Origin of the sequence: Candidatus Liberimonas magnetica, assembly GCA_020523885.1 — a bacterium.
In the GTDB taxonomy this organism is placed as follows: domain Bacteria; phylum Elusimicrobiota; class Endomicrobiia; order Endomicrobiales; family JAFGIL01; genus Liberimonas; species Liberimonas magnetica.
On the sequence record JAJAPY010000016.1, the window covers coordinates 42528 to 63115 of the forward strand.

The 20588-nt window shown below is 42.0% G+C and carries 17 protein-coding genes; all 17 read left to right on the plus strand.

From position 1 onward, the window contains the following. Positions 1 to 6: 6 nt before the first annotated feature. The 17 genes from LHV68_11020 to LHV68_11100 all read left to right on the plus strand — a co-directional run bounded on the left by LHV68_11020 (position 7) and on the right by LHV68_11100 (position 20588). The gene (locus LHV68_11020; GenBank protein MCB4792396.1) at positions 7 to 1980 is read left to right on the plus strand and encodes an elongation factor G; all 1974 of its coding nucleotides are present in this window, start codon (positions 7 to 9) and stop codon (positions 1978 to 1980) included. A gap of 55 nt (positions 1981 to 2035) precedes the next feature. After that, on the plus strand, positions 2036 to 2296 hold the full coding sequence (rpsO, locus tag LHV68_11025) for a 30S ribosomal protein S15 (protein MCB4792397.1): 261 nt from the start codon (positions 2036 to 2038) through the stop codon (positions 2294 to 2296). 130 nt (positions 2297 to 2426) lie between these two features. Beyond that, positions 2427 to 4496, plus strand: a complete 2070-nt coding sequence (locus tag LHV68_11030) for a polyribonucleotide nucleotidyltransferase (protein MCB4792398.1) — start codon at positions 2427 to 2429, stop codon at positions 4494 to 4496. Positions 4497 to 4666: 170 nt separating this feature from the next. Next, positions 4667 to 5140, plus strand: a complete 474-nt coding sequence (accB, locus tag LHV68_11035; protein ID MCB4792399.1) for an acetyl-CoA carboxylase biotin carboxyl carrier protein — start codon at positions 4667 to 4669, stop codon at positions 5138 to 5140. Between the two features lie 140 nt (positions 5141 to 5280). Next, entirely contained in the window at positions 5281 to 7476 is a 2196-nt protein-coding gene (locus LHV68_11040; GenBank protein MCB4792400.1) for a DNA translocase FtsK, read from the plus strand. A gap of 2 nt (positions 7477 to 7478) precedes the next feature. Continuing rightward, entirely contained in the window at positions 7479 to 8168 is a 690-nt protein-coding gene (locus tag LHV68_11045) for an outer membrane lipoprotein carrier protein LolA (protein ID MCB4792401.1), read from the plus strand. After that, positions 8169 to 9149, plus strand: a complete 981-nt coding sequence (locus LHV68_11050; protein ID MCB4792402.1) for a DUF4115 domain-containing protein — start codon at positions 8169 to 8171, stop codon at positions 9147 to 9149. After that, entirely contained in the window at positions 9139 to 10608 is a 1470-nt protein-coding gene (gene rimO / locus LHV68_11055; protein ID MCB4792403.1) for a 30S ribosomal protein S12 methylthiotransferase RimO, read from the plus strand. Before LHV68_11050 ends, rimO begins: the two co-directional genes overlap by 11 nt. A 71-nt stretch (positions 10609 to 10679) precedes the next feature. After that, complete coding sequence (pgsA, locus tag LHV68_11060; GenBank protein MCB4792404.1) at positions 10680 to 11297, plus strand: CDP-diacylglycerol--glycerol-3-phosphate 3-phosphatidyltransferase; 618 nt, start codon at positions 10680 to 10682, stop codon at positions 11295 to 11297. 143 nt (positions 11298 to 11440) lie between these two features. Beyond that, complete coding sequence (locus tag LHV68_11065) at positions 11441 to 11893, plus strand: phosphatidylglycerophosphatase A (GenBank protein MCB4792405.1); 453 nt, start codon at positions 11441 to 11443, stop codon at positions 11891 to 11893. A gap of 3 nt (positions 11894 to 11896) precedes the next feature. After that, a complete protein-coding gene (locus LHV68_11070) occupies positions 11897 to 12532 on the plus strand; it encodes an MBL fold metallo-hydrolase (GenBank protein MCB4792406.1) in 636 nt (211 codons plus the stop codon). Positions 12533 to 12686: 154 nt separating this feature from the next. Next, the gene (xerD, locus tag LHV68_11075; protein ID MCB4792407.1) at positions 12687 to 13568 is read left to right on the plus strand and encodes a site-specific tyrosine recombinase XerD; all 882 of its coding nucleotides are present in this window, start codon (positions 12687 to 12689) and stop codon (positions 13566 to 13568) included. 57 nt (positions 13569 to 13625) lie between these two features. Beyond that, positions 13626 to 13853, plus strand: a complete 228-nt coding sequence (locus tag LHV68_11080; GenBank protein MCB4792408.1) for a hypothetical protein — start codon at positions 13626 to 13628, stop codon at positions 13851 to 13853. After that, positions 13843 to 14325 carry a nucleotidyltransferase family protein gene (locus LHV68_11085; GenBank protein ID MCB4792409.1) on the plus strand — a complete coding sequence of 161 codons (483 nt, stop codon included), beginning with the start codon at positions 13843 to 13845 and terminating at the stop codon, positions 14323 to 14325. Before LHV68_11080 ends, LHV68_11085 begins: the two co-directional genes overlap by 11 nt. 11 nt (positions 14326 to 14336) lie before the next feature. Beyond that, positions 14337 to 17294: a carboxypeptidase regulatory-like domain-containing protein gene (locus LHV68_11090; protein ID MCB4792410.1), complete on the plus strand. Its 2958-nt coding sequence runs from the start codon at positions 14337 to 14339 to the stop codon at positions 17292 to 17294. A gap of 56 nt (positions 17295 to 17350) precedes the next feature. Then, entirely contained in the window at positions 17351 to 18676 is a 1326-nt protein-coding gene (locus LHV68_11095; GenBank protein ID MCB4792411.1) for a hypothetical protein, read from the plus strand. A 280-nt stretch (positions 18677 to 18956) separates the two neighbouring features. Next, positions 18957 to 20588 (plus strand): hypothetical protein, encoded by a 1632-nt coding sequence (locus LHV68_11100; GenBank protein ID MCB4792412.1) that lies wholly within the window; start codon positions 18957 to 18959, stop codon positions 20586 to 20588.

The window sequence follows — 20588 nt, forward strand, 5'->3', positions numbered from 1 at the left end:
TTTTAAATGAAGGCTTATGATAGTGAATCCATACGGAATGTTTGCCTGGTCGGATCTCAAGGCGACGGAAAGACTTCTGTCGCGGAAGCGATGCTTTTTAACGCAAAAGTAACTACCCGTTTGGGGACTATAGCTGAAGGAAATACTGTATGTGATTCAAGCGACGAAGAGATCGAAAGAAAGATATCAATAAGCATGAGCCTTTCTTTTTTGGAACATAAAGATAAAAAGATCAACCTTCTTATTACGCCCGGCTACGGGGATTTTATCGGAGAGGTTTTAGCAGGTCTTGCGGTAGCAGAGACCGCTGTTTTTACTGTTTCCGCAGATTCAGGGGTTACGCCGGTAGGGGAAAATCTTTGGGAGATACTTGAAGAAAAGTCCATACCTACCGCGATTTTTTTAAACAAACTGGATAGGGACAATATTAATTTCGAACAACTGATAAAAGAACTTAAAGAAAAGTTGAACCAGCAGGTGGCAGTAATAAATATGCCGAATGCAACCGGCCCGGATTTCAAAAATGTAACGAACATCCTGGAAGGGAATTCAAAGGACTCCTGGTATGAGAACCTGCTTGAAATAGTCTCTTCGGCGGACGATACATTAACTGAAAAATATCTTGACGGCAAGGAAATAACCCTTGAGGAAGTCAAGGCAGCGCTTAAAAAAGCCATGATAGAGCGTAAAGTATTCCCTTTGCTGTGCGGCAGTGCCGTAAAAAATATAGGCATTAAAGAACTGTCGGATTTTATAGCGGATTACTTTTCGCCGCCTAAACCGTCGGCTGACAATGCTCATTTTTCAGGGCTTGTTTTTAAGACTATTAACGAACCCGGCATGGGGCAGGTAAACTTTGCAAAGATATATTCGGGTGCCCTGGTACACGGGAAGGATATATATAATTTTACCAAAAGCACTACCGAACGCATAGGCCAGCTCAGTTTTGTCCAGGGTAAAAAGAAAGTTGATGCAGCTAACGTTTGCGTAGGCGACCTGGTAGCTCTTTTAAAGCTTAAAGATACAAGGACTAACGATATACTCTGCGATGAAAAGTCTCAGCCGAACATAAAGCAAATATCTTTTCCAGAACCGATATACAAAAAAGCCATTATAACGGCTTCCAAAGGGGATGCGGAAAAAGTCGGCAATGCACTTGCGACTGCTATAACTGAAAACCCGACCATTACTTATAAATTTGACGCTGAAACGAAAGAGATGACTCTGTCGGGCATGGGGTCTTTACAGCTTGAGGTGATGATAAAAAAGATAAAAGGCCGCTATGGTGTTGATGTAAGCCTTCAAAAGCCCCGTGTGCCTTTCAAAGAAACGCTGCATGGAAAATCCGAAGTGCAGGGTAAGTATAAACGGCAGTCAGGCGGCCGCGGCCAGTACGGAGACTGCTGGCTGAGGGTTGAGCCTTTGCCAAGAAGCAAAGGTTTTGAATTTGTAAATAAAATAGTCGGCGGAGTCATACCCCGCAACTATATACCCGCAATAGAAAAAGGCGTTAAGGAAGCGATGGAGCAGGGAGTCATAGCAGGATACCCTGTAGTGGATATCTCCGTTACGGTCTTTGACGGTTCATATCATGAAGTAGATTCGTCAGATATGGCTTTCAAGATAGCAGGGGCTATGGCATTTAGAAAGGGGTTTGTAGAAGCTAAACCGGGCATACTTGAGCCGATATGCGACCTGGAAGTTATAATTCCGGACGGTTACATGGGGGCGATCATGGGCGACCTGAATTCCCGCAGAGGCAGGGTCATGGGAATGGATAAAGCCGGCAAAAAACAGCTTATCAAAGCCCAGGTACCGATGGGTGAGATATTTGAATATGCCACGGACCTTCGTTCCTTGACAAAAGGGAGCGGTAAATATTCAATGAGGTTCTCCCATTACGAGGACTCACCGCCTCAGATAGCGCAGCCTTTAATAGACCTGTTCGCTAAGACAAAAGAAAGTGAAAGTGAAAAATAAGTAATTATTTTATATAATAATAAAAAAAAACAGTAGAAACTAGAGGAGGTTTCAAATGGAACCGGTCAAAAAAACGATTATTGAAGATTTTAAAGTGCATGCTACGGACACAGGTTCATCGGAAGTACAGGTGGCCCTATTGACAAGCAGGATAAATTACTTGTCAGATCATTTTAAGAACCATCCGAAAGATTTCGCATCCCGTTCCGGTTTCTTAAAGATGATTAACCAGAGGCGCAAGTTATTAGACTATTTAAAGAAGCACAGCCATGAAAAATACAAAACAATAATCGAAAAACTCGATTTAAGAAAATAATAAATGATTACACAGATTAGTAAATGCGATTACATAGATTAAAATCATATACAAGTAATAAAATCCGGATAAGCTTTTTAAGAAATCTGTGAATTCAAAGTTAGCGAAGCTAGCTTTAAAAGGAGTTATAGTGAACAGAATATCAAAGTCAATAGATGTCGGAGGCAAAACTCTTACTATACAGACAGGCCATTTGGCAAAGCAGGCGAATGGTTCATGCCTGGTAAGTATGGGAGATACGGTTGTCCTGGTTGCGGTAGTTGCAGCAAAAGAACCGAAGGAAGGCGGAGATTTTCTGCCTTTGACGGTAGATTACCGCGAGCGTACCTATGCCGCTGGAAAGATACCGGGAGGTTTCTTTAAAAGAGAAGGAAGGCCCAGAGAAAAAGAAATATTGTCATCAAGGATCGTTGACAGGAGCATAAGGCCGTTGTTTGATGAAAAATGGAAAAACGAAACCCAGGTATCTATTCTTGTGCTTTCTTTTGACGGCGAGAATGACCCAGATGTGTTAAGCGTGATAGGCGCTTCCAGCGCCCTGAGATTATCGAATGTACCGTTTACCAGCCTCCTTTCCTGTGTCAGGATCGGCAGGATAGATGGAAAGTTGATAGTCAACCCCACTCTTTCAGAGCGGAAACTGAGCGACCTGGACCTTCTGGTGAGCGGAAAAAGCGATGCTTTGTGTATGGTGGAAGCAGGCGCAAATGAAATGTCCGAACAAGAAATGCTTGCGGCACTCAATTTTGCCCAGGATGAAATAAAGAAAATATGTGCCTTCCAGGAAACTCTCCCGGCGAAAGATAAAATGGCCCTCATTGAGCCCGAAAAAATACAAGAACTGGAAAGTGAAATTAAAAACACAGTCACAGAACAGGTAAAGAACATCCTTACGGTCAGCGATAAAACCAGCCGCGATGAGCAATGGAGCAGCCTTAAGAAAGCTGTTGTTGAAAAACATATAGCGCAGTACCCCGAAAAAGAAGGGTATATTGACAGCGTTCTGGAAAATATATTCTATTGCCAGGCAAGAGAGCTTATTTTAGGAAAAAAAGTAAGGTCGGACGGAAGGCAATTTGACGAAATCCGGCCGATCGAATGTAATATCGGGGTTTTGCCGCGAGCCCATGGTTCTGCCGTATTTACAAGAGGCCAGACCCAAAGTTTAGCCACGGTCACGCTCGGCAGCCCTCAAGATATGCAGATAAAGGATGAACTGGAAGGCGAATATAAAGAAAGGTTTATGCTTCACTATAATTTTCCCGGTTTTGCGACGGGAGAGTCAAAGCCTGAGCGTGGGACAAGCCGCAGGGAAACAGGCCACGGCGCCCTTGCAAGGAAATCCCTGCTGCCGTTACTGCCGAAAGAAGACGATTTTCCTTATACTATAAGGGTAGTTTCGGATATCCTGGAATCGAACGGTTCTTCGTCTATGGCTTCGGTTTGCGGAGGTTCTCTTGCTCTTTTTGATGCAGGAGTACCTATAAAGTCATCCTGTGCAGGGGTTGCCATGGGGCTTGTGAAAGAGGGCGAAACATACGCGATACTTACGGATATAATGGGAATGGAAGACCATCTTGGAGACATGGATTTCAAAGTTGCTGGCACAAAGAACGGGATCACTGCCCTTCAAATGGATATAAAGATATCCGGGTTGTCAGCCCAGCTCATGAGCGAAGCCCTGGAAAAAGCAAGGGCTGCAAGGCTTAAGATACTTGAGAAGATGGAAACAACTATAGCAAGCCCAAAATCCGACATATCCAGTTTTGCGCCGAGGATGCTCACTATTATGATACCCCAGTCAAAGATAGGGGAGTTAATAGGTCCTGGCGGCAAAAATATAAGAAAGATCCAGGAAGATACAAAAGTTGAGATAAATATAGAAGAAGACGGAAGGGTGTTTATTTCCAGCCCCGACAAAGCTGCTGTTGAGGCGGCAAGGACCATTGTTGAAGCCCTTACCCAGGAAGCAGAGGTCGGGAAAGTCTATAAGGGAAGAGTGACAAGGCTGATGAACTTCGGCGCTTTTGTCGAAATCCTTCCAGGCAAAGAAGGGCTGGTCCATATATCCCAGCTGGCTGAAAAAAGAGTAGCAAAAGTCGAAGATGTCGTAAAAGAGGGTGACGAGATAACCGTCAAGGTAATTGAAATCGACAACCAGGGCAGGATAAACCTGAGCAAGAAAGCAGTCGATAAGTAAAAAAATCTCGAATATCGAATTTCGAAATCCGAAAAAATATTCAAGAAACAAATACGGCAAAAAAGCGCATAGAAATCCTTGATTATTTGATTATTAGATATTTGAAATTGCAGTTTTTTTCGGAATTCGTGCTTCGGATTTCGAATTTGATATTGTAAGGAGAGAAGAAAGTGAACGAAATAGATCCTAAGAAGAAAAAAATAGCGTCCATTAAGGAACGGGTCGGAGAACTCTATGACCTGATGAAAAATGAAAACCTGGAAGAACTTGAAATCAAGGATCAGGATACCTACATCAATTTAAAGAGGAAAGGGAAAAGGTTATTTTCTGAACCACTAATATACGCTAATCCCCAAGTAGAACGGAACGTTGTGCAATCAGCAGATACCAGACATGCAGAAGTTAAAGGAGAAACGATAAAATCACCTATCATCGGAACCTTTTACCGTTCGCCTTCGCCGACGTCCGCACCTTTTGTTAAGGACGGAGATACTGCCGATGAAGGCAAGACTCTTTGCATTATAGAAGCCATGAAAGTTATGAATGAGATAAAAGCCGAATCTCGCATAAAGATATTGAAAATACTTGTAGAGAACGGCAAACCCGTAACTTCAGGGCAGGATTTGTTTTTAATTGAGAAATAAATCCCGGCAGGGATAAAAGAATTGCAAATTGCAAATCGAGAAATTGCAAATTTAAAATTGTAGGTTTTGAAATACAGTTGTTAAATTTGCATTTTGCAATTTGCAATTTTCAATTTGCAATGAAGTCGGTAATAATAAATATGTATTTTAAAGTTAAAGCAAAATCAAAACCTAAGTTCGGGTACGAAAGCGAGTTAAAAGGATTGGCCTTTATTCTGACCGCCTTTTTGCTTTCCTATTGCCTGGTCATACCGCAGCAATCAGGCGCTCTCGGCCAGGCAGCGGCCAGGATATTGTTTTTATTTTTCGGAAAAGCTGCCTTCGTAATACCTTTGATAATGCTCTGGTGGGGCTATTCTTTCTTAAGGGCTTCGCTTGATATTCAATGGCGTATAAACTTTGTTTTAAGCCTTATTTTCTTAGGGGTCTTAAGCAGCCTGCTTTCTTTATTGGGACAGAGGTTTTATGCCGTCAATTCCGGCGGATTTCTGGGCCTTAAAATGGCACCGTTTTTCTACAGGATATTCGGCCCGAATTTTGCGCTTGTTATAACAACAGTTATCCTGGTTTATCTCGGAAGTCTTATCTTCAGGGTCTCATTGAGGGATGTTTTTGTTACAGCCTGCAATAAACTGGTAGAAGATTATAAACTCTGGCAGAAAGAAAGAGCCCAGTGGAAAAAGGCTTTGCCGCCAAAAATAAAAACAAGAGAAGAAGCACAAAAACCTCAAGCCGCTAAACCTGAGCCCGAAGCAAAGCCCAAAATAATAGAGCCTCAAAAGCCCGTTATTACAAAGACAGAAGAAAAAAGAGCAGAAAAAAAACCTGCTGATGCAGAAACTGCCAAGAAATCCAAAGCAAATACAGAAGAAAAACAGCCAGCATACAATAAATACCAGCTGCCTCTTTTCAGCCTTCTTTCATCTTCAGGCGATATAGTTGTAAAGCATGACCAAAGTGAGCATCTGGCAAATGCTGAACTTCTTACTAAAACACTTGAACAATTCAATATTTCTGCAAAGGTCAAAGAGATAATCCCGGGCCCGGTAGTCACGAGATATGATATAGAACTTGCTCCGGGCATAAAAATACAGGCTGTAACTGCTTTAAGCGACAATATTTCTTTATCAATGAAAGTCCCTGCAGTACGGATAATAGCAGTACCGGAAAAATCGGCCGTGGGAATTGAAGTCCCTAACAGCGAAACCAGGATAGTCAACCTTAAAGGAATTTTTGAAAGCCAGGAATTTGCAAATTCAAAATCTCTTCTTACTCTTGCCCTCGGAAGGACAACCGACGGGGCCTCCTATGTTACGGACCTTGTTCCCATGCCTCATCTGCTCATAGCAGGCGCTACGGGTTCGGGAAAAAGCGTGGGCATACACAGCATTATAGCTTCCATACTTTATAAGGCAAGGCCTGATGAAGTGAAATTCCTTCTTATTGATCCGAAACGCCTGGAACTGCCTATGTACCATGGAATACCTCATATCTATGACCCCAGCGTTGCACCCGAGCAGGCCGATATAATAACCCAGCCCAAGGAAGCTGCCTTGTCCTTGAAAAAACTTGTCAAAGTGATGGAAAAAAGGTATGAGAAATTTGCAAAAGAAACCGTAAGGAATATCGAAGGTTATAATGAGAAAATGCAGGAAACAGGCGGCGAGAAGGAGTTCTATATAGTGGTGGTGATAGATGAGCTTGCCGACCTTATGCTGATCGCTACAAAAGAAGTCGAAGATTCCATACAACGGCTTGCCCAGATGGCAAGGGCCGTAGGTATCCATTTGATACTTGCCACGCAGAGGCCGTCGGTGGATGTTATTACGGGTGTTATTAAAGCTAATTTCCCTGCCAGGATAGCTTTCCAGACGACTTCAAAAGTGGATTCACGCGTTATCCTTGACACCATAGGCGCAGAGGACCTGTTCGGAAAAGGCGATATGCTTTTTGTCCCTCCCGGAGAATCAAAGCAGATACGTTTACAGGGCGGTTTTATATCACAGAAAGAGATAGAAAAGGTGGTCAAGTTCATAAAAGACCAGAACCTGCCTGCCCATTACGAGGACATCTTTGAAAAATCAGGTGCCTCGGAGGTTCTGGATGAAGAGGAAGAAAAGCATTCCGAAGACCTTTCCAGAGCCTTACAGCTTGTAAGGGAACGCAAACGCGTTTCCCAGGACCTTTTAAAAGCCCATTTCGGTTCGTCAGCCCGTGCAACGAATATATTAAGTCTGCTTGAAACCAAGGGTTTTATACATAAACCCGAAGGCACGAACCGCTGGCAGATCCATTTCGATAAGATAGACGAATACTTGAACCTCACTGGAAATTAAAAATGAAAAAACTTTTTGTAGAATTATCGCTTGTTTGTATAGTTTCTGTTAATTGTTCTGTAAGCTTGACGGCTTATGAAACAAAATTGGACGAGATACTCAGTAACCTCGAAAAAAACGACGAGGCCGTAGAAAATATAAAATTCAATTATACCCAGGATATAACATATACGCTTACCAATGAGATACAACATACTTATGGACAGATGATATTTAGTAAACCGAATAATTTTTATTTCAAACAGGATAAACCCCTCGATCAGGAGATCGTTTCGAACGGAAAAAAGGTCTGGATCTATACACCATCCTACAAGCAGGTGATAGTTGATGATGTACAGAGATGGCTTAAGAGCGGTATCCTGCCTAATTCTACTATAAGCCTTAATTTAAACTGGAAGGAGTTAAAAAGTAAATATTCTTTTGAATACCTGGGAGAAGAAAACGGGGCATACCTGCTCCTTTTTACTCCGCTTGCAGTTCAAGCTGAGGCCAAAGACGGTTCTTTAAATAGCTGGAAAATGAAGCTGTGGTTCGACACAAAAGAATACAGCCCGTTGAGGGTTGACCTGCTCGGGGAAAATATTTCCGTGATAACAAAAATAAGCGGCTATGCCAGGGACCAGAAAATAGATAAGAAAATATTTGTTTTTAAAGCCCCTAAAGGTGTGGATATTATGAGGATGAGTAAATAAATGGAAATAAAAACAGCGCTGAATAATACCACGATGAAAATAGGAAAGTCCCTGAAAGATAGAAGGGCAGCCAAGAATATATCTATAGAGGCCATAAACCAGGAGACCCGCATACCGAAGATTTATATAAAGGCTATAGAAGAAGGGGACATGTCCAAGTTCTCTGCCGATGTATATTACACCGGTTCTTTACGGAAGTATGCGTCTTATCTGGGTCTGAATGCGAATGAGCTTGTAGACCAGTATTTGAATGAAAAAAGTGCGGCAAAGAACGAGTTAAAGGCAAAAACAGAAAAAAAAGAAAAAGCCAGTCTTAAAAGGATACTGGTTGCAGCCTTAGCGGTGCTTTTCCTGTGGGCTGCAGCTTTTATATCTATCTTAAGCCTGAATAAAATAAACGAAAATAAATCCGTTAATAAAAGTAAAATAAGCGCAGTCAAAGAAAATGAGCTGCTTAAGCCGAAACACCTTAAAAAAAATGAACTTGATCTTGAGGTAAAAGCCATTTCCTCCACCTGGATAAGAGTAAAAAGTGACGGCAATTTGGTATTCGAGAACGTACTTCCTGCCGGTGAAAAAAGGAACTGGATAGCAAAAGAAAACCTCGTTCTGAGAATAGGTTATGTCCCTGGTGTTGAAGTGAGCCTTAACGGTAAACGCGTGGACACTATGATAGGTGCAAAAGAATATATAAACGAGATCCAGTTCACAAAAGAATCCTTAAAAAAAGAAAAGCAGTCAAAGGATGTGGAGAGCCCTGTGAAAAAAAACCGGTCAAAAACGGGGATACCGCCCCAGGGTAGGTCCGGCATGGACGGGAATGTCAATAACGGCGGTATACCGCACCTCCTTCAGCCGTCCCAGGATAAAGGGAGGACTACGGAGGGCAAACGATTTTCAAAGGAATCCTTGGACCAGCCGGAGGGGGCCCGCGACCTTGACTTGAACAAAGGACCCAGGGAAATTCAAAATGCAAGATGAAAAATCTCCCGGTGACAAACAGGGTGCCTCTTATCGCCCCGCTGCACAAAAAGCCCAATCCAAGGCGGGAATAAATGTAAATGATGACGGGATGTCACGTTCTCAAAGTCCCGCTAGGGCGGGATCTCTCAAGGCGGGAGAGGGGTTCCACAGGGATAAAAATAAAGTTTGTCTTGTAGCGCTGGGATGCCCCAAAAATATGGTTGAAGTTGAAAGCCTGGCTGGCCTGGTAAAGGATAACGGCTGGGATTTAACGACGGACCTGGATAACTCCAAAGCTGCCATAGTACATACGTGTTCGTTCATAAAAGATGCAAGGGATGAATCAGCCGGAGCCATTAAAGCACTGTCCGAGATAAAGAAAAAAGGAAAGCTTGAAAAACTTATCGTTTCCGGCTGTATGGTTCAGGGAGAAGGAAAAAGGCTTATAAAAGAATTCCCTGATGTTGACGGGTTTATCGGTACGGGTAATTTAAAAGGTATATTAAAACTGCTTTCAGGAGAAAAAAAATTTATTTTAGGAACACCCGGCGGGCTTTTAGATTCTTATGCGCCCAGGCTGCTATCCTCAAATTTACCTACCGCATATTTAAGGCTGGCAGAAGGCTGTAATCATAGATGCAGTTTTTGTTCGATACCTTATCTAAGAGGAAAGTATAAAAGCAGAAATATAAGTTCCATTATTAAAGAGGCAGAAGACCTTTCCTTTAACGGTATAAAGGAATTGATACTTGTAGCCCAGGATACTACTTATTACGGGCACGACATTTACGGCAAGAACAGCCTGCCGGAGCTTCTAAGGAAATTGACTGCTATAAAAGGTATTTCCTGGATAAGGATTATGTACACTTATCCGGACAGTATAGATGAAAGGCTCTTAGATATAGTAAAGTCACAAGACAAGGTATGCAAGTATTTAGATATGCCTCTTCAGCATATCAGTGAAAACGTTTTAAAGAGGATGCGCAGGCATCAAAACGTAAGAGAAACAGTAAAAAGTATAAAGAATAGGATCCCTGATTTAGCACTGCGGACCGCTCTGATAGTGGGTTTTCCTGGAGAGTCAGAAAAGGATTTTAAGGAGATGCATGATTTTGTAGCTCAAGGGTGGTTCGACCAGCTCGGTGTATTTGAATACTCCGATGACAAGAACATCGTTTCACATAAGTTAACCGGTCAGGTCTCGCAGGAAATAAGGCATGGAAGAAGAAAACAGCTTATGCTCAAGCAGAAGGAGATAGTCTTAAATAAGAACAGGGCAATGAAAGGAAAGGTTTTTAAGGTTTTAGTTGAAACCGCAGATAAAAACAATATTTGTTCAGGCAGGGCATATTTCCAGGCTCCGGAAATAGACAATAAAATATTTTTTAAAGGCAGTGCAGCAATAGGCAGTTTTAGGGATGTTAAAATAACTGGATACAAAGGATATGACCTCTACGGCGAGATAGCGTCTGCTTAAAATTTAGCAGGCTCCTGATTACGGTGATTGATTTTTTAGATGTAATAAGGAAATGGTATAGAGTTAAATAAATGAACTTAGCAAATAAATTGACCTTACTTCGCATCGGCCTGGTGCCGTTTCTGATATTCTGTATGTACCTGAACAATTTTTGGACAAGAGTAATAGCCCTTGTGATTTTTGTCGGGGCCGCTTTGACCGATACTTTAGACGGTTTTATAGCAAGAAAATTAAATACAGTAACTACTCTGGGAAAATTTTTGGACCCTTTAGCCGATAAATTGCTTATATCCGCCGTCCTTATAACATTTGTTGGTTTAAGAGAGCTCCGTATCCCTTCCTGGATGGTGGTTTTGATAATTTCAAGGGAATTCATCATAAGCGGTTTAAGGATGCATGCAGCTTCAAAAAACGTGATTATCGCAGCTCATATGTCGGGCAAATTCAAAACCACTTCGCAGATGGTTTCCATAATTATTGTTATGCTTATATTGATAATAAATGCCGCCATCTGGCATACGAAACACCTTACACCTACGCAGCTGCTGTCAACTTCTGCAGGGATGAAGTATTTTATAGAATGGTGCCTGCTTATGCTCCCCTATTATTTAATGTTGATTACTACAATACTGACCGTTTATTCCGGTTTAGCTTACCTCTATGAACACAGAGATTTATTAAGAGAATAAGGCCTTCCTACGCAAAACATCCGCCGCAGAATTATTGGAGGATTGCCGCGGAGGGTCACCTAAGTTTTGTGAGCATCTGGCATTATGTTTGAAAAATCAAAGTATGCTTGAGTATAGAAAAGCAATTTTAGGAGTGTCTTCAGGTGAAAATACTAATTAAATTTCTTTCAACGGGATTTTTTATAGGCTACTTTCCCTTGATTCCAGGCACCCTGGGCACTTTTGCAAGTGCCTTTATATACTGGCAGCTCCTGCCAAAAAACAACATCCTATTTTTGTTAATTACATTGGTAATGGTTGCGGTTTCCGTGCCCGTATGCACAAAGGCTGAAGTAGTATTCGGCAAAAAAGACGAAAAAAGAATAATTATCGATGAAATAGCGGGTTTTTGGGTTTCGATGCTTCTGCTTCCCCGTTCTTCGGGCGTCCTTTTCGCAGGTATCGTTCTGTTCAGGCTTTTTGATATTTATAAACCTTTCTTTATAAAAAAAGTGCAGGTTTGGAACGGCGGGCTTGGAGTGGTAGCAGATGATGTTTTTGCCGGCCTTTTCACGAACATTATTTTATGGGTATTTGTAGCAGTAAAAAATATATAGCTTATGAATAAATATTTAATAAGATCGTTAACGGTAGGCTCTCTTCAGGTTAACTGCTATCTTCTTGCGGACATTAACTCAAAAGAGACTATAATAATAGACCCCGGCGATGAGCCTAAAACTATAATAAAAGAAGTAAGTAAAAATGGTTTAAAGCCTATAATTATATTGAATACACACGGGCATATAGACCACATCGGAGCGAATAAATATTTAAAAAACCACTATAATATACCAATAGTTATTCATAAAGAAGATGCAGATTATCTTACTGACCCATCGTTGAACGGAGCAGGCCTTGTCGGTTACGCAGATAACCGGCAAAAAGCCGACAGGCTGCTTGAAAATAACCAAAAAATTGTGATAGGAAGCTTGGAGTTAAAAATAATCCATACCCCGGGGCATACACCCGGCGGGGTCTGTGTCATAACAGAAGGCCTCATATTTACCGGAGATACTCTTTTTTGCGGTTCGATAGGTAGATGGGATTTTAAGGGCGGGGATAAAGCCGCATTGGTCAAGTCTTTAGAAATATTTAAAAAACTTGATCCGAAGTTAATGGTCTTGCCCGGGCACGGCCCTTCAAGCACCCTGGAAGAAGAATTGGAAAGTAATCCGTACCTGGCAGGGGAATTTTAACTTCAACATATAATTGCAAATTGCAAAATTAAAAATGTAAAATTAAGGTGTCCCGCTGTGCGGGGATGTATTTAAATTAATCCCGCCTTGGCGGGATACATTAATTTTTCATTTTGCAATTTTCAATTTGCAATAGATCTTAGGGTGTCTATCCATGGATGCTTATCTTAAAGATTTTGTTTCATATATAGAGGCAGAAAAGGGCTTGAGCAAGAACACCGTCCTTGCATACACTTCAGACTTAAAACACTACTTCAAATACCTTGATAAAATAAAAAAGCCTCTATTGAATCTTGAACACCAGGACCTGACCGAATTTCTCTGGCAGAAGAAACTGGAGGGGTTAAAACCGCGTTCGTTAAGCCGCCTCATAGAAACATTGAGGCAGTTCCACAGGTTCCTTATAATCGAAGGATATACGTCAAATGACCCGACTCTAGACCTATTGGCCCCTCGCATCCCGGCAAAGCTTCCCAATATGCTTACTAACGAAGAAGTAGAGCGCCTCCTTTTTACTATATCCGGAGAAAAGGAGCGCCAGATAAGGAACAGGGCTATGGTAGAGCTTATGTATGCCTCAGGTTTAAGGGTATCTGAACTTGTCAATCTGACCGCAGAAAACCTTGATCTTAGCCTCGGGTTTGTGAAGGTATTTGGAAAGGGAAATAAAGAAAGGATAGTCCCTGTAGGTAAAACAGCGCTAAAGTTTCTGGCGAAATACCTTGAATTAAGGAATAAAAACCCCAGAAACCAGGGAAAACACGAATTGTTTTTGACTAAATTAGGCACCAAAATGTCCAGGATAGAATTCTGGCGCCAGCTTAAAAACCACGCAAAAAAAGCCGGAATTACAAAGAATATGACGCCGCACGTCCTGCGCCATTCTTTTGCCTCTCACATGCTTGCCCACGGTGCGGACCTGAGGTTCGTACAGGAGATGCTGGGCCACAGCTCAATTGCAACCACGCAGATATACACTCATGTCGACAAAGAAAGGTTAAAAGAACTCCACAAAAAATACCATCCCAGAGGTTGATCCTGAAATTTAGCGGCAAGTAAGAATTAAAAGTTAAAAATTTGATATAATCATTTTATGAAAACAGTTGGAAAAAGATCGGAAAACCAGATAGATTTTCATGCTTCCGCAGAAAAACTTAAAACCGGGGCGCTGTTTAATGATGAGATGCAAAAACTTGCGCTTACATACGGTGGTTTTTTTAAGAAAGGTGTTTACAGGTACAAAACGCATGAAGATGCAAATAAACATTGGGAAGACAGCCTGGTAAAAAATGTTGCAAGGAAAAACATTAATGGAAAATGATGTTTCAAGGCCGGCTACATTGGATGATTTAAAAAAACTTGTTGAGGCTTTAAACAAGGAGAATGCAGATTATATCCTTATAGGCGGTTACGCCCTTTATGCCCATGGTTTGTATCGGACAACGACAGATATAGATATATTAGTCCCGCCTAATGAGGAATCAGGAAAAAAAGTCATAAATGCGCTTCTTGTTTTACCCGATAGAGCAGCCCGTGATATAGATGTTTCGTGGTTCGAAGAAAAAGATACAATAAGGTTGGCTGATGAAATTGTTGTAGATATAATGTTTAATGCTGCAGGCGAAACATATGAATCTTTAAAAAAATACATGGAAGTTATAAAGATAGACGGCATCCCTGTTAAAACTATCAATCTTGAAGGCCTCTTGCTTACCAAAAATACTTTCCGTGAAAAGGATCTTACGGATAAAAAACTCCTAAAAAGCATTTTAAACGAAATAAACAAGTCATAAACAGAGAACAAATGACTATAATTAAAAAAATAATATTCATAGGTATTATTTTACGTACGATATCTGCCAGCTCTGTTTTCGGCCAGGATGTCATTACTACTTTTGCCGGAACCGGAACTTACGGTTATTCAGGCGACGGAGGGTTGGCCGCTTCAGCCAGGCTATATAATCCTAAAGGAGTAGCGGTTGATAATAATTCGGGAGTTGTTTATATCTGTGATAGTAATAATCATCGAATACGGAAAGTAAACGCTTCGGGAATAATATCAACTTTTGCCGGAACGGGAACAGCCGGTTTTTCAGGAGACGGCAGCCTTGCAACTTCAGCTGAACTTGATACACCTTATGGAGTAGCGGTTGACACTTCAGGGAATGTCTATATCTCTGACCAGGGTAACAACCGGATACGGAAAGTAAACACTTCAAGCACAATAGCAACTTTTGCCGGAGGCGGGACCGGTGGTTTAGGCGACGGCGGCCCTGCAACCTCCGCCCAACTTAATAGTCCTTACGGAGTAGCGGTTGATTCTTCAGGGAATGTCTATATCTCTGACCAGGGTAACAACCGGATACGGAAAGTAAACACTTCAGGCACAATAGCAACTTTTGCCGGAGGCGGGACCGGCGGTTTAGGCGACGGCGGCCCTGCAGTCTTAGCTCAACTTAATAACCCTTATGGAGTAACGGTTGACACTCAAGGGAGTGTCTATATCTCTGATTATACTAATAATTTAATCAGGAAAGTAAACGCTTCAGGCACAATAGCAACTTTTGCCGGAGGCGGGGTCGGCGGTTTAGGCGACGGCGGCCCTGCAACTTCAGCCCGGCTCACAAATCCCAGTGGTATAGCGGTTGATGATTTAGGGAATGTTTATATTTCTTCCTTTATTGATTTTCGAATACGGAAAGTGGACACTTCAGGAATAATATCAACTTTTGCGGGGACTGGAATTGCAGGTGATTCAGGCGACGGAGGGAAAGCTACGTTAGCTCAGATAAGTAATTCTTACGGAGTAGCTGTCGATACTTCAGGGCATGTTTATATCTCTGACTATAACAGTCATCGAATAAGGAAAGTTATTTTGGGGCGCGGGGCTATTGCAGGGCAGGTATTAGATTCTTATGGAAAAACAGCGGTTTCGGGAGTGCTCATAGAAATATTGCAGTCGGGTGTGCTTAAATCAAGTACGACAAGCGATACGTTCGGAAATTATGCAGTCAAAGTTGATACCGGGGTTTATAATGTGCGGGCTTCTTTGACAGGCTACCAACCTCAGACTAAAAACGGGTATAATGTAAAAACTAGTTCGACTGTAACGGTAAATTTTTCCCTTGCACGGATCATCGGCGTTATTTCCGGAAAAGTAACAAAATCGGACGGAACAACGGCGGTTTCAGGAGCGCTCGTAGAAGCAATGCAATCCGGAGTAACAAAAGCAAGCATTAATACGAATACAAGCGGCAATTACTCAATGAAAATAACTCCGGGGACGTATGATGTAAGAGTGTCTTCTACAGGTTATGAGCCCCAGCTTAAAACAGGTTATACCGTAGCCGATGGTTCAACTGCCACAGTAAATTTTTCTCTTCTGCAGATCCCAGGTGTTATTTCAGGCAAAGTGACAAAATCAGACGGAACAACACCTGTCCCAGGAGCCCTTATAGAAATATTACAGTCCGGCGCAGTTAAAGCAAGCGCAACAAGCGATATAAGCGGCAATTATTCTATAACAACAGATGTGGGAACCTATAATGTAAAGGCATCTAAAACAGGATACCTGTCCCAGACAAAAACCGGGTATGACGTGACAACCGGTTCGACAAAAACCGTTGATTTTTTGCTTGTCGAGCTTTCTGCAGCTAAAACAGGCGTCATTTCAGGTAAAGTTACACGGTCAAATGGCACAACTCCTGTCTCCGGAGCGATGGTAGAAGCGTTAATTTCAGGAATAACAAAAGCAAATGCAACAACAGATGCAAGCGGCAATTATTCTATAAGAGCAGGGACGGGGACATATAATGTAAAGGCATCTAAAGCAGGGTACATGTCACAGACAAAAACCGGATACTATGTGGCAGACGGTTCGACAAAAACCGTTAATTTTTCGCTTGTCGAGCTTGCGGCAGCCAAAACCGGGGTTATTTCAGGGAACGTGACACGGTCGGACGGCATAACACCTGCTTCCGGAGCGGTAGTAGAAGCATTAATTTCCGGAATAACAAAAGCAAATGTAACAACAGATCTGTACGGCAATTATTCTATAACAGTAGGGACGGGGGCCTATGACGTAAAGGCATCTAAAGGCGGGTACCTGTCTCAAACAAAAACAGGGTATGACGTGACAACAGGATCGACAAAAACCGTTAATTTTTCGCTTGTAGAGCTTTCAGGGGGCAGCTATGGCGAAATTGCCGGAAGAGTGACAAAATCCGACGGAGTGACACCTGTTTTTGGTGCGGTAATTGAGGTATTTGAGGCAGGCGTGGAAAGATCAAATGCGATGACCGATATAGACGGTTATTATTACCTGGCGGTATCGACAGGGATTTATGATATAAAAGCTTCTATTACAGGATTTCAATCTCAGACAAAAACCTTTTATGCGCTGGACAGCGCGTCGTTAGTTACTGTAGATTTTTCTTTAGTTGAGGAAATACAGGAAAAACAGGAGATACCTCACGACGACAAAGTGATCGCTCTCGGAGATAACTTGTTTAATCCGAGGGCGGGCGGGACATGCAAGGTATGGTTTAACCTTTCACAACCGGGCGATGTAACGATAAAAGTGTATGATTTTATGGGCTCTCAGGTAAGAACCGGCCTGGACAATGCAAACCATGCTTCGGGGATATCCCAGTGGAACTGGGACGGTAAAGATAATGACGGGAAAATCGTCCCGCCCGGCATCTATATTCTGTATTTTAAATACCCGGGTGGAATTATAAAAAGAAAAATAGGCGTAAAATGAGACAACACAACAAGACACAAGACACAAGACTATACTATATTGCTTAGGAATTATGGATGAACATAGCAAAACGTAACTTAGTAATTATATTTTTATTTTGTATTTTATTCATGCAAAGTAAGTTGTTCGCGGACCAGCCTGCCGGGGTGTTCCTTGGGCTGCCTGTATCAGCAAGGGCAGGGGGAATGGCTGATTGTTTTACCGCTTTGGCTGATGACCCGTTCGGCGCATATTATAACCCGGCCGGAATATCGTTTATTAGATATCCTGCAGCTTCTTTTTCATACCAGGAGTACTTAGTAGATACAAACGGTACTTTTGCGGCAATAGCTGTTCCGGGAAGGAATTTCAGTATGAGTATCGCACCCGGATTTGTTACGATGCAAGAAGAACCTATATATGATTCCTTGTGGAATGATACAGGAAAGAAATTCAAGTTCCAGGCAACGATAGTCCCAGTATCAGGTGCATACAGGATTGGAGGCTTTTCTTTAGGGGCTTCGGCTAAATACTATAAAGAAGAGATAGCTGATGAAGCGCAAGACGTTTCAACGTTTGATGCCGGCATAATTTATAAGTTTAAAAACATAAGTTTTGGCGCATCCTGGCTTAACATGAACGGTAAATTGTGGGATTATGACCTTCCGGGTACGATAAAATACGGTGCCGCCTGCAAGATCATGAAAACAAACCTTCTTTTTGATTACAATTCTCAAATTAATATAAGGAAGGATTCTTATAATTTGGGCGGAGAGGTTGCGCTGTATGAAGCTTTGTTTATAAGGTTCGGGTATAAGTTAAAAGACGAGTTTGGCGGGTTAAGCTATGGTTTAGGCATTAAGATCGGCAAATTTGATATTGATTATGCATCTTCAAACTACAGCGAGCTTGGAGTGACCCAGAGAGTAGCCTTGAACTGTCGTTTTAGCGGTGAAAAGGCGGAAGAGCCTGTAAAAAGAAAGGAAGAGAAGGTCAGCCGTGTTAAAAAACTGGAAAAAGGCTCAAGGATAGCCGTCTGCGAATTTAAGGCTGAAAACACTTCTCAAGCCAGTGTTTCGATGCTAAGACGTGCCATATTTAACGAACTTAGTTCGAACAGGAAGTTCGAAACGCTTAGCAAGGAAAATATGGAAACGGCCCTTACCAAAAAGGGGTTTAAATCGACAGGGTGCACAAACGATGAATGTGCAGTTAGAATGGGAAAGGCCCTTAAAGTAAAAGTTGTCTTAACAGGTTCATTATCAAAGACTGAGGATACTTATCACATTAAAATTTCATTGGTAGAGGTCAAAACCGGAGAGGTTATGCAGTCCATTGCCCAGGATGCGACCTTGGCCACGTTATTACAGGCCTGCAAGCAAATCGTTGAAAGAATAGAATAGCTGTATGTCCTGTTTGAAATCAATTTAAAAAAGCCGTCATTCCTGCCCCCGATTTAGGGCATTCGAGGGTAAACTCCAGCAGGAATCCAGAGAAGTTGTTTGTCGTCGATATTCCTGGATTCCCGCTAAAGGCATGCAGGAATGACAAAATATGTTGGAGAGTAGTGAAAATATAATAAAATAAAATGTTGATTTTTGTGCGTAAAATAGATAAAATAACGTCAGTCAATGCATTGAAAAACTCCGTTTTTTTAACGGAAATCATAGCCGGGGAGTTGTTATGAAAAAAATTATATTTTTATCAGCTGTTATCTGTATAAATTGTTCCTTTGTTTATGCCGCCTTATCTCAAAAGATTAATTTTCAGGGCCAGCTGACAAATTCAAACGGCAGCCCTGTGACAGGTACCGTTTCCATGACTTTCAATATCCATGACGCCTTGACGGGAGGGAATACCCTAAAAACCATAACTAATTCAAGCGTTTCATTTAATGAAAACGGATTGTATAACGTTGAGCTGGATTTAACGGGTTTAAACTTAAACCAGGATATGTGGCTCGGCATTAAGGTGGGCTCGGATTCCGAGATGACGCCCAGGGTCCCCATACTTCCTTCCGCATCTTCAATTTTTTCAATAACGGCCCAGAGCGCTCAGGCTTCCCAGGATAGCAGCCAGTTGGGAGGCATAAGCGCTAATTCTTACTTCTTAAAATCAGGCGGCACGCTAACAGGCCAGATAAACATGGGAAATTTCTCTATACTTACATCGAGCTCTATCGTAGGGATAACAAAGATAAAATGGGCTGACGGGTCTACAAGCACCCATGCGGCGTCATGCAGCGGCGCCGACATGACAAAAGCGACTTATGATGTTAACTCAAACAATAGCGTTGACGATTCAGAGAGGCTGGGCGGAGCATTGCCTTCCATATATTTAACTAAAGCTGTTGCCACCACTACTTACTTGCCCTTATCTGTTGCCGCGACTACATATTTGAAATTAGCTGTAGCTAATACAGCTTATATGAAATTATCCGGAGGCACTCTTGGCGGCAAATTGAACATGAGCAATTTTTCTGTTATTTCTTCCAGTTCCATAGAAGGCATATCAAAGATAAGATGGGCAGACGGGTCTGTAAGTACCCATGCAGCCTCGATGAGCAGTGCTGATATGACAAAGTCCACCTATGATACAGATACAGATAATATAGTTGACAATTCAGAAAGGCTTGGCGGCAGCCTGCCTTCCCTATATTTAACTAAAGCTGTTGCCACTACTACTTACCTGCCTTTAGCTGTTGCATCCACTACGTATTTGAGATTGTCTGTTGCCAATACCACTTATATGAAATTATCCGGCGGGACGTTTAGCGGTGACATAACTTCATCGCAAAACAGATTGCAAATATCTACTAATGTGTATACAGTCGGCTATTCCTCAGCTGCCGCATTTTACGGAGACGGCTCAAACCTCAGCCTGGGCAGGTCATACGGAGAGATGTTTGCAACTGCTTCTGCGGATCTTAGTGACGTAACCGTTGCCGGCACTTATTTGAAAGCAGCCACTGTTACTACAGCTGGTGATCTTAAGAATTTCACCCATTCATCAGGAAGGTTGACTTATACTGGAACAAAAACAAAGATATTTAAATGCAGCGTTTCTTTAACCTCGGCAGTAGCCGCAGGCACACACCTGACAGGTTATAAGATCTATAAAAATGGGGCGCCAATTGCAAAGAGCGAAATATTATCTGTAACTGGAACAACAGCAATTAATAGATCGGATGTTAATCTTGGATGTCTCGCCCAATTAAACCAAAATGATTTCCTTGAACTTTGGCTTACAACCACTGATGCAATTATAGATGTGACAGTATCCTATTTGAATTTTAGTTTAACAGAGGTGCAATAG

Excerpts from the sequence above, each read along its gene's own strand:
- LHV68_11020 (MCB4792396.1), top strand. The coding sequence starts at position 7 with ATGAAGGCTTATGATAGTGAATCCATACGGAATGTTTGCCTGGTCGGA.
- LHV68_11095 (MCB4792411.1), top strand. The coding sequence starts at position 17,351 with ATGAACATAGCAAAACGTAACTTAGTAATTATATTTTTATTTTGTATT.
- LHV68_11080 (MCB4792408.1), top strand. The coding sequence starts at position 13,626 with ATGAAAACAGTTGGAAAAAGATCGGAAAACCAGATAGATTTTCATGCT.
- LHV68_11090 (MCB4792410.1), top strand. The coding sequence starts at position 14,337 with ATGACTATAATTAAAAAAATAATATTCATAGGTATTATTTTACGTACG.
- rpsO (MCB4792397.1), top strand. The coding sequence starts at position 2,036 with ATGGAACCGGTCAAAAAAACGATTATTGAAGATTTTAAAGTGCATGCT.
- LHV68_11100 (MCB4792412.1), top strand. The coding sequence starts at position 18,957 with ATGAAAAAAATTATATTTTTATCAGCTGTTATCTGTATAAATTGTTCC.
- LHV68_11085 (MCB4792409.1), top strand. The coding sequence starts at position 13,843 with ATGGAAAATGATGTTTCAAGGCCGGCTACATTGGATGATTTAAAAAAA.
- LHV68_11050 (MCB4792402.1), top strand. The coding sequence starts at position 8,169 with ATGGAAATAAAAACAGCGCTGAATAATACCACGATGAAAATAGGAAAG.
- LHV68_11070 (MCB4792406.1), top strand. The coding sequence starts at position 11,897 with ATGAATAAATATTTAATAAGATCGTTAACGGTAGGCTCTCTTCAGGTT.
- LHV68_11045 (MCB4792401.1), top strand. The coding sequence starts at position 7,479 with ATGAAAAAACTTTTTGTAGAATTATCGCTTGTTTGTATAGTTTCTGTT.
- xerD (MCB4792407.1), top strand. The coding sequence starts at position 12,687 with ATGGATGCTTATCTTAAAGATTTTGTTTCATATATAGAGGCAGAAAAG.
- LHV68_11040 (MCB4792400.1), top strand. The coding sequence starts at position 5,281 with ATGTATTTTAAAGTTAAAGCAAAATCAAAACCTAAGTTCGGGTACGAA.
- pgsA (MCB4792404.1), top strand. The coding sequence starts at position 10,680 with ATGAACTTAGCAAATAAATTGACCTTACTTCGCATCGGCCTGGTGCCG.
- rimO (MCB4792403.1), top strand. The coding sequence starts at position 9,139 with ATGCAAGATGAAAAATCTCCCGGTGACAAACAGGGTGCCTCTTATCGC.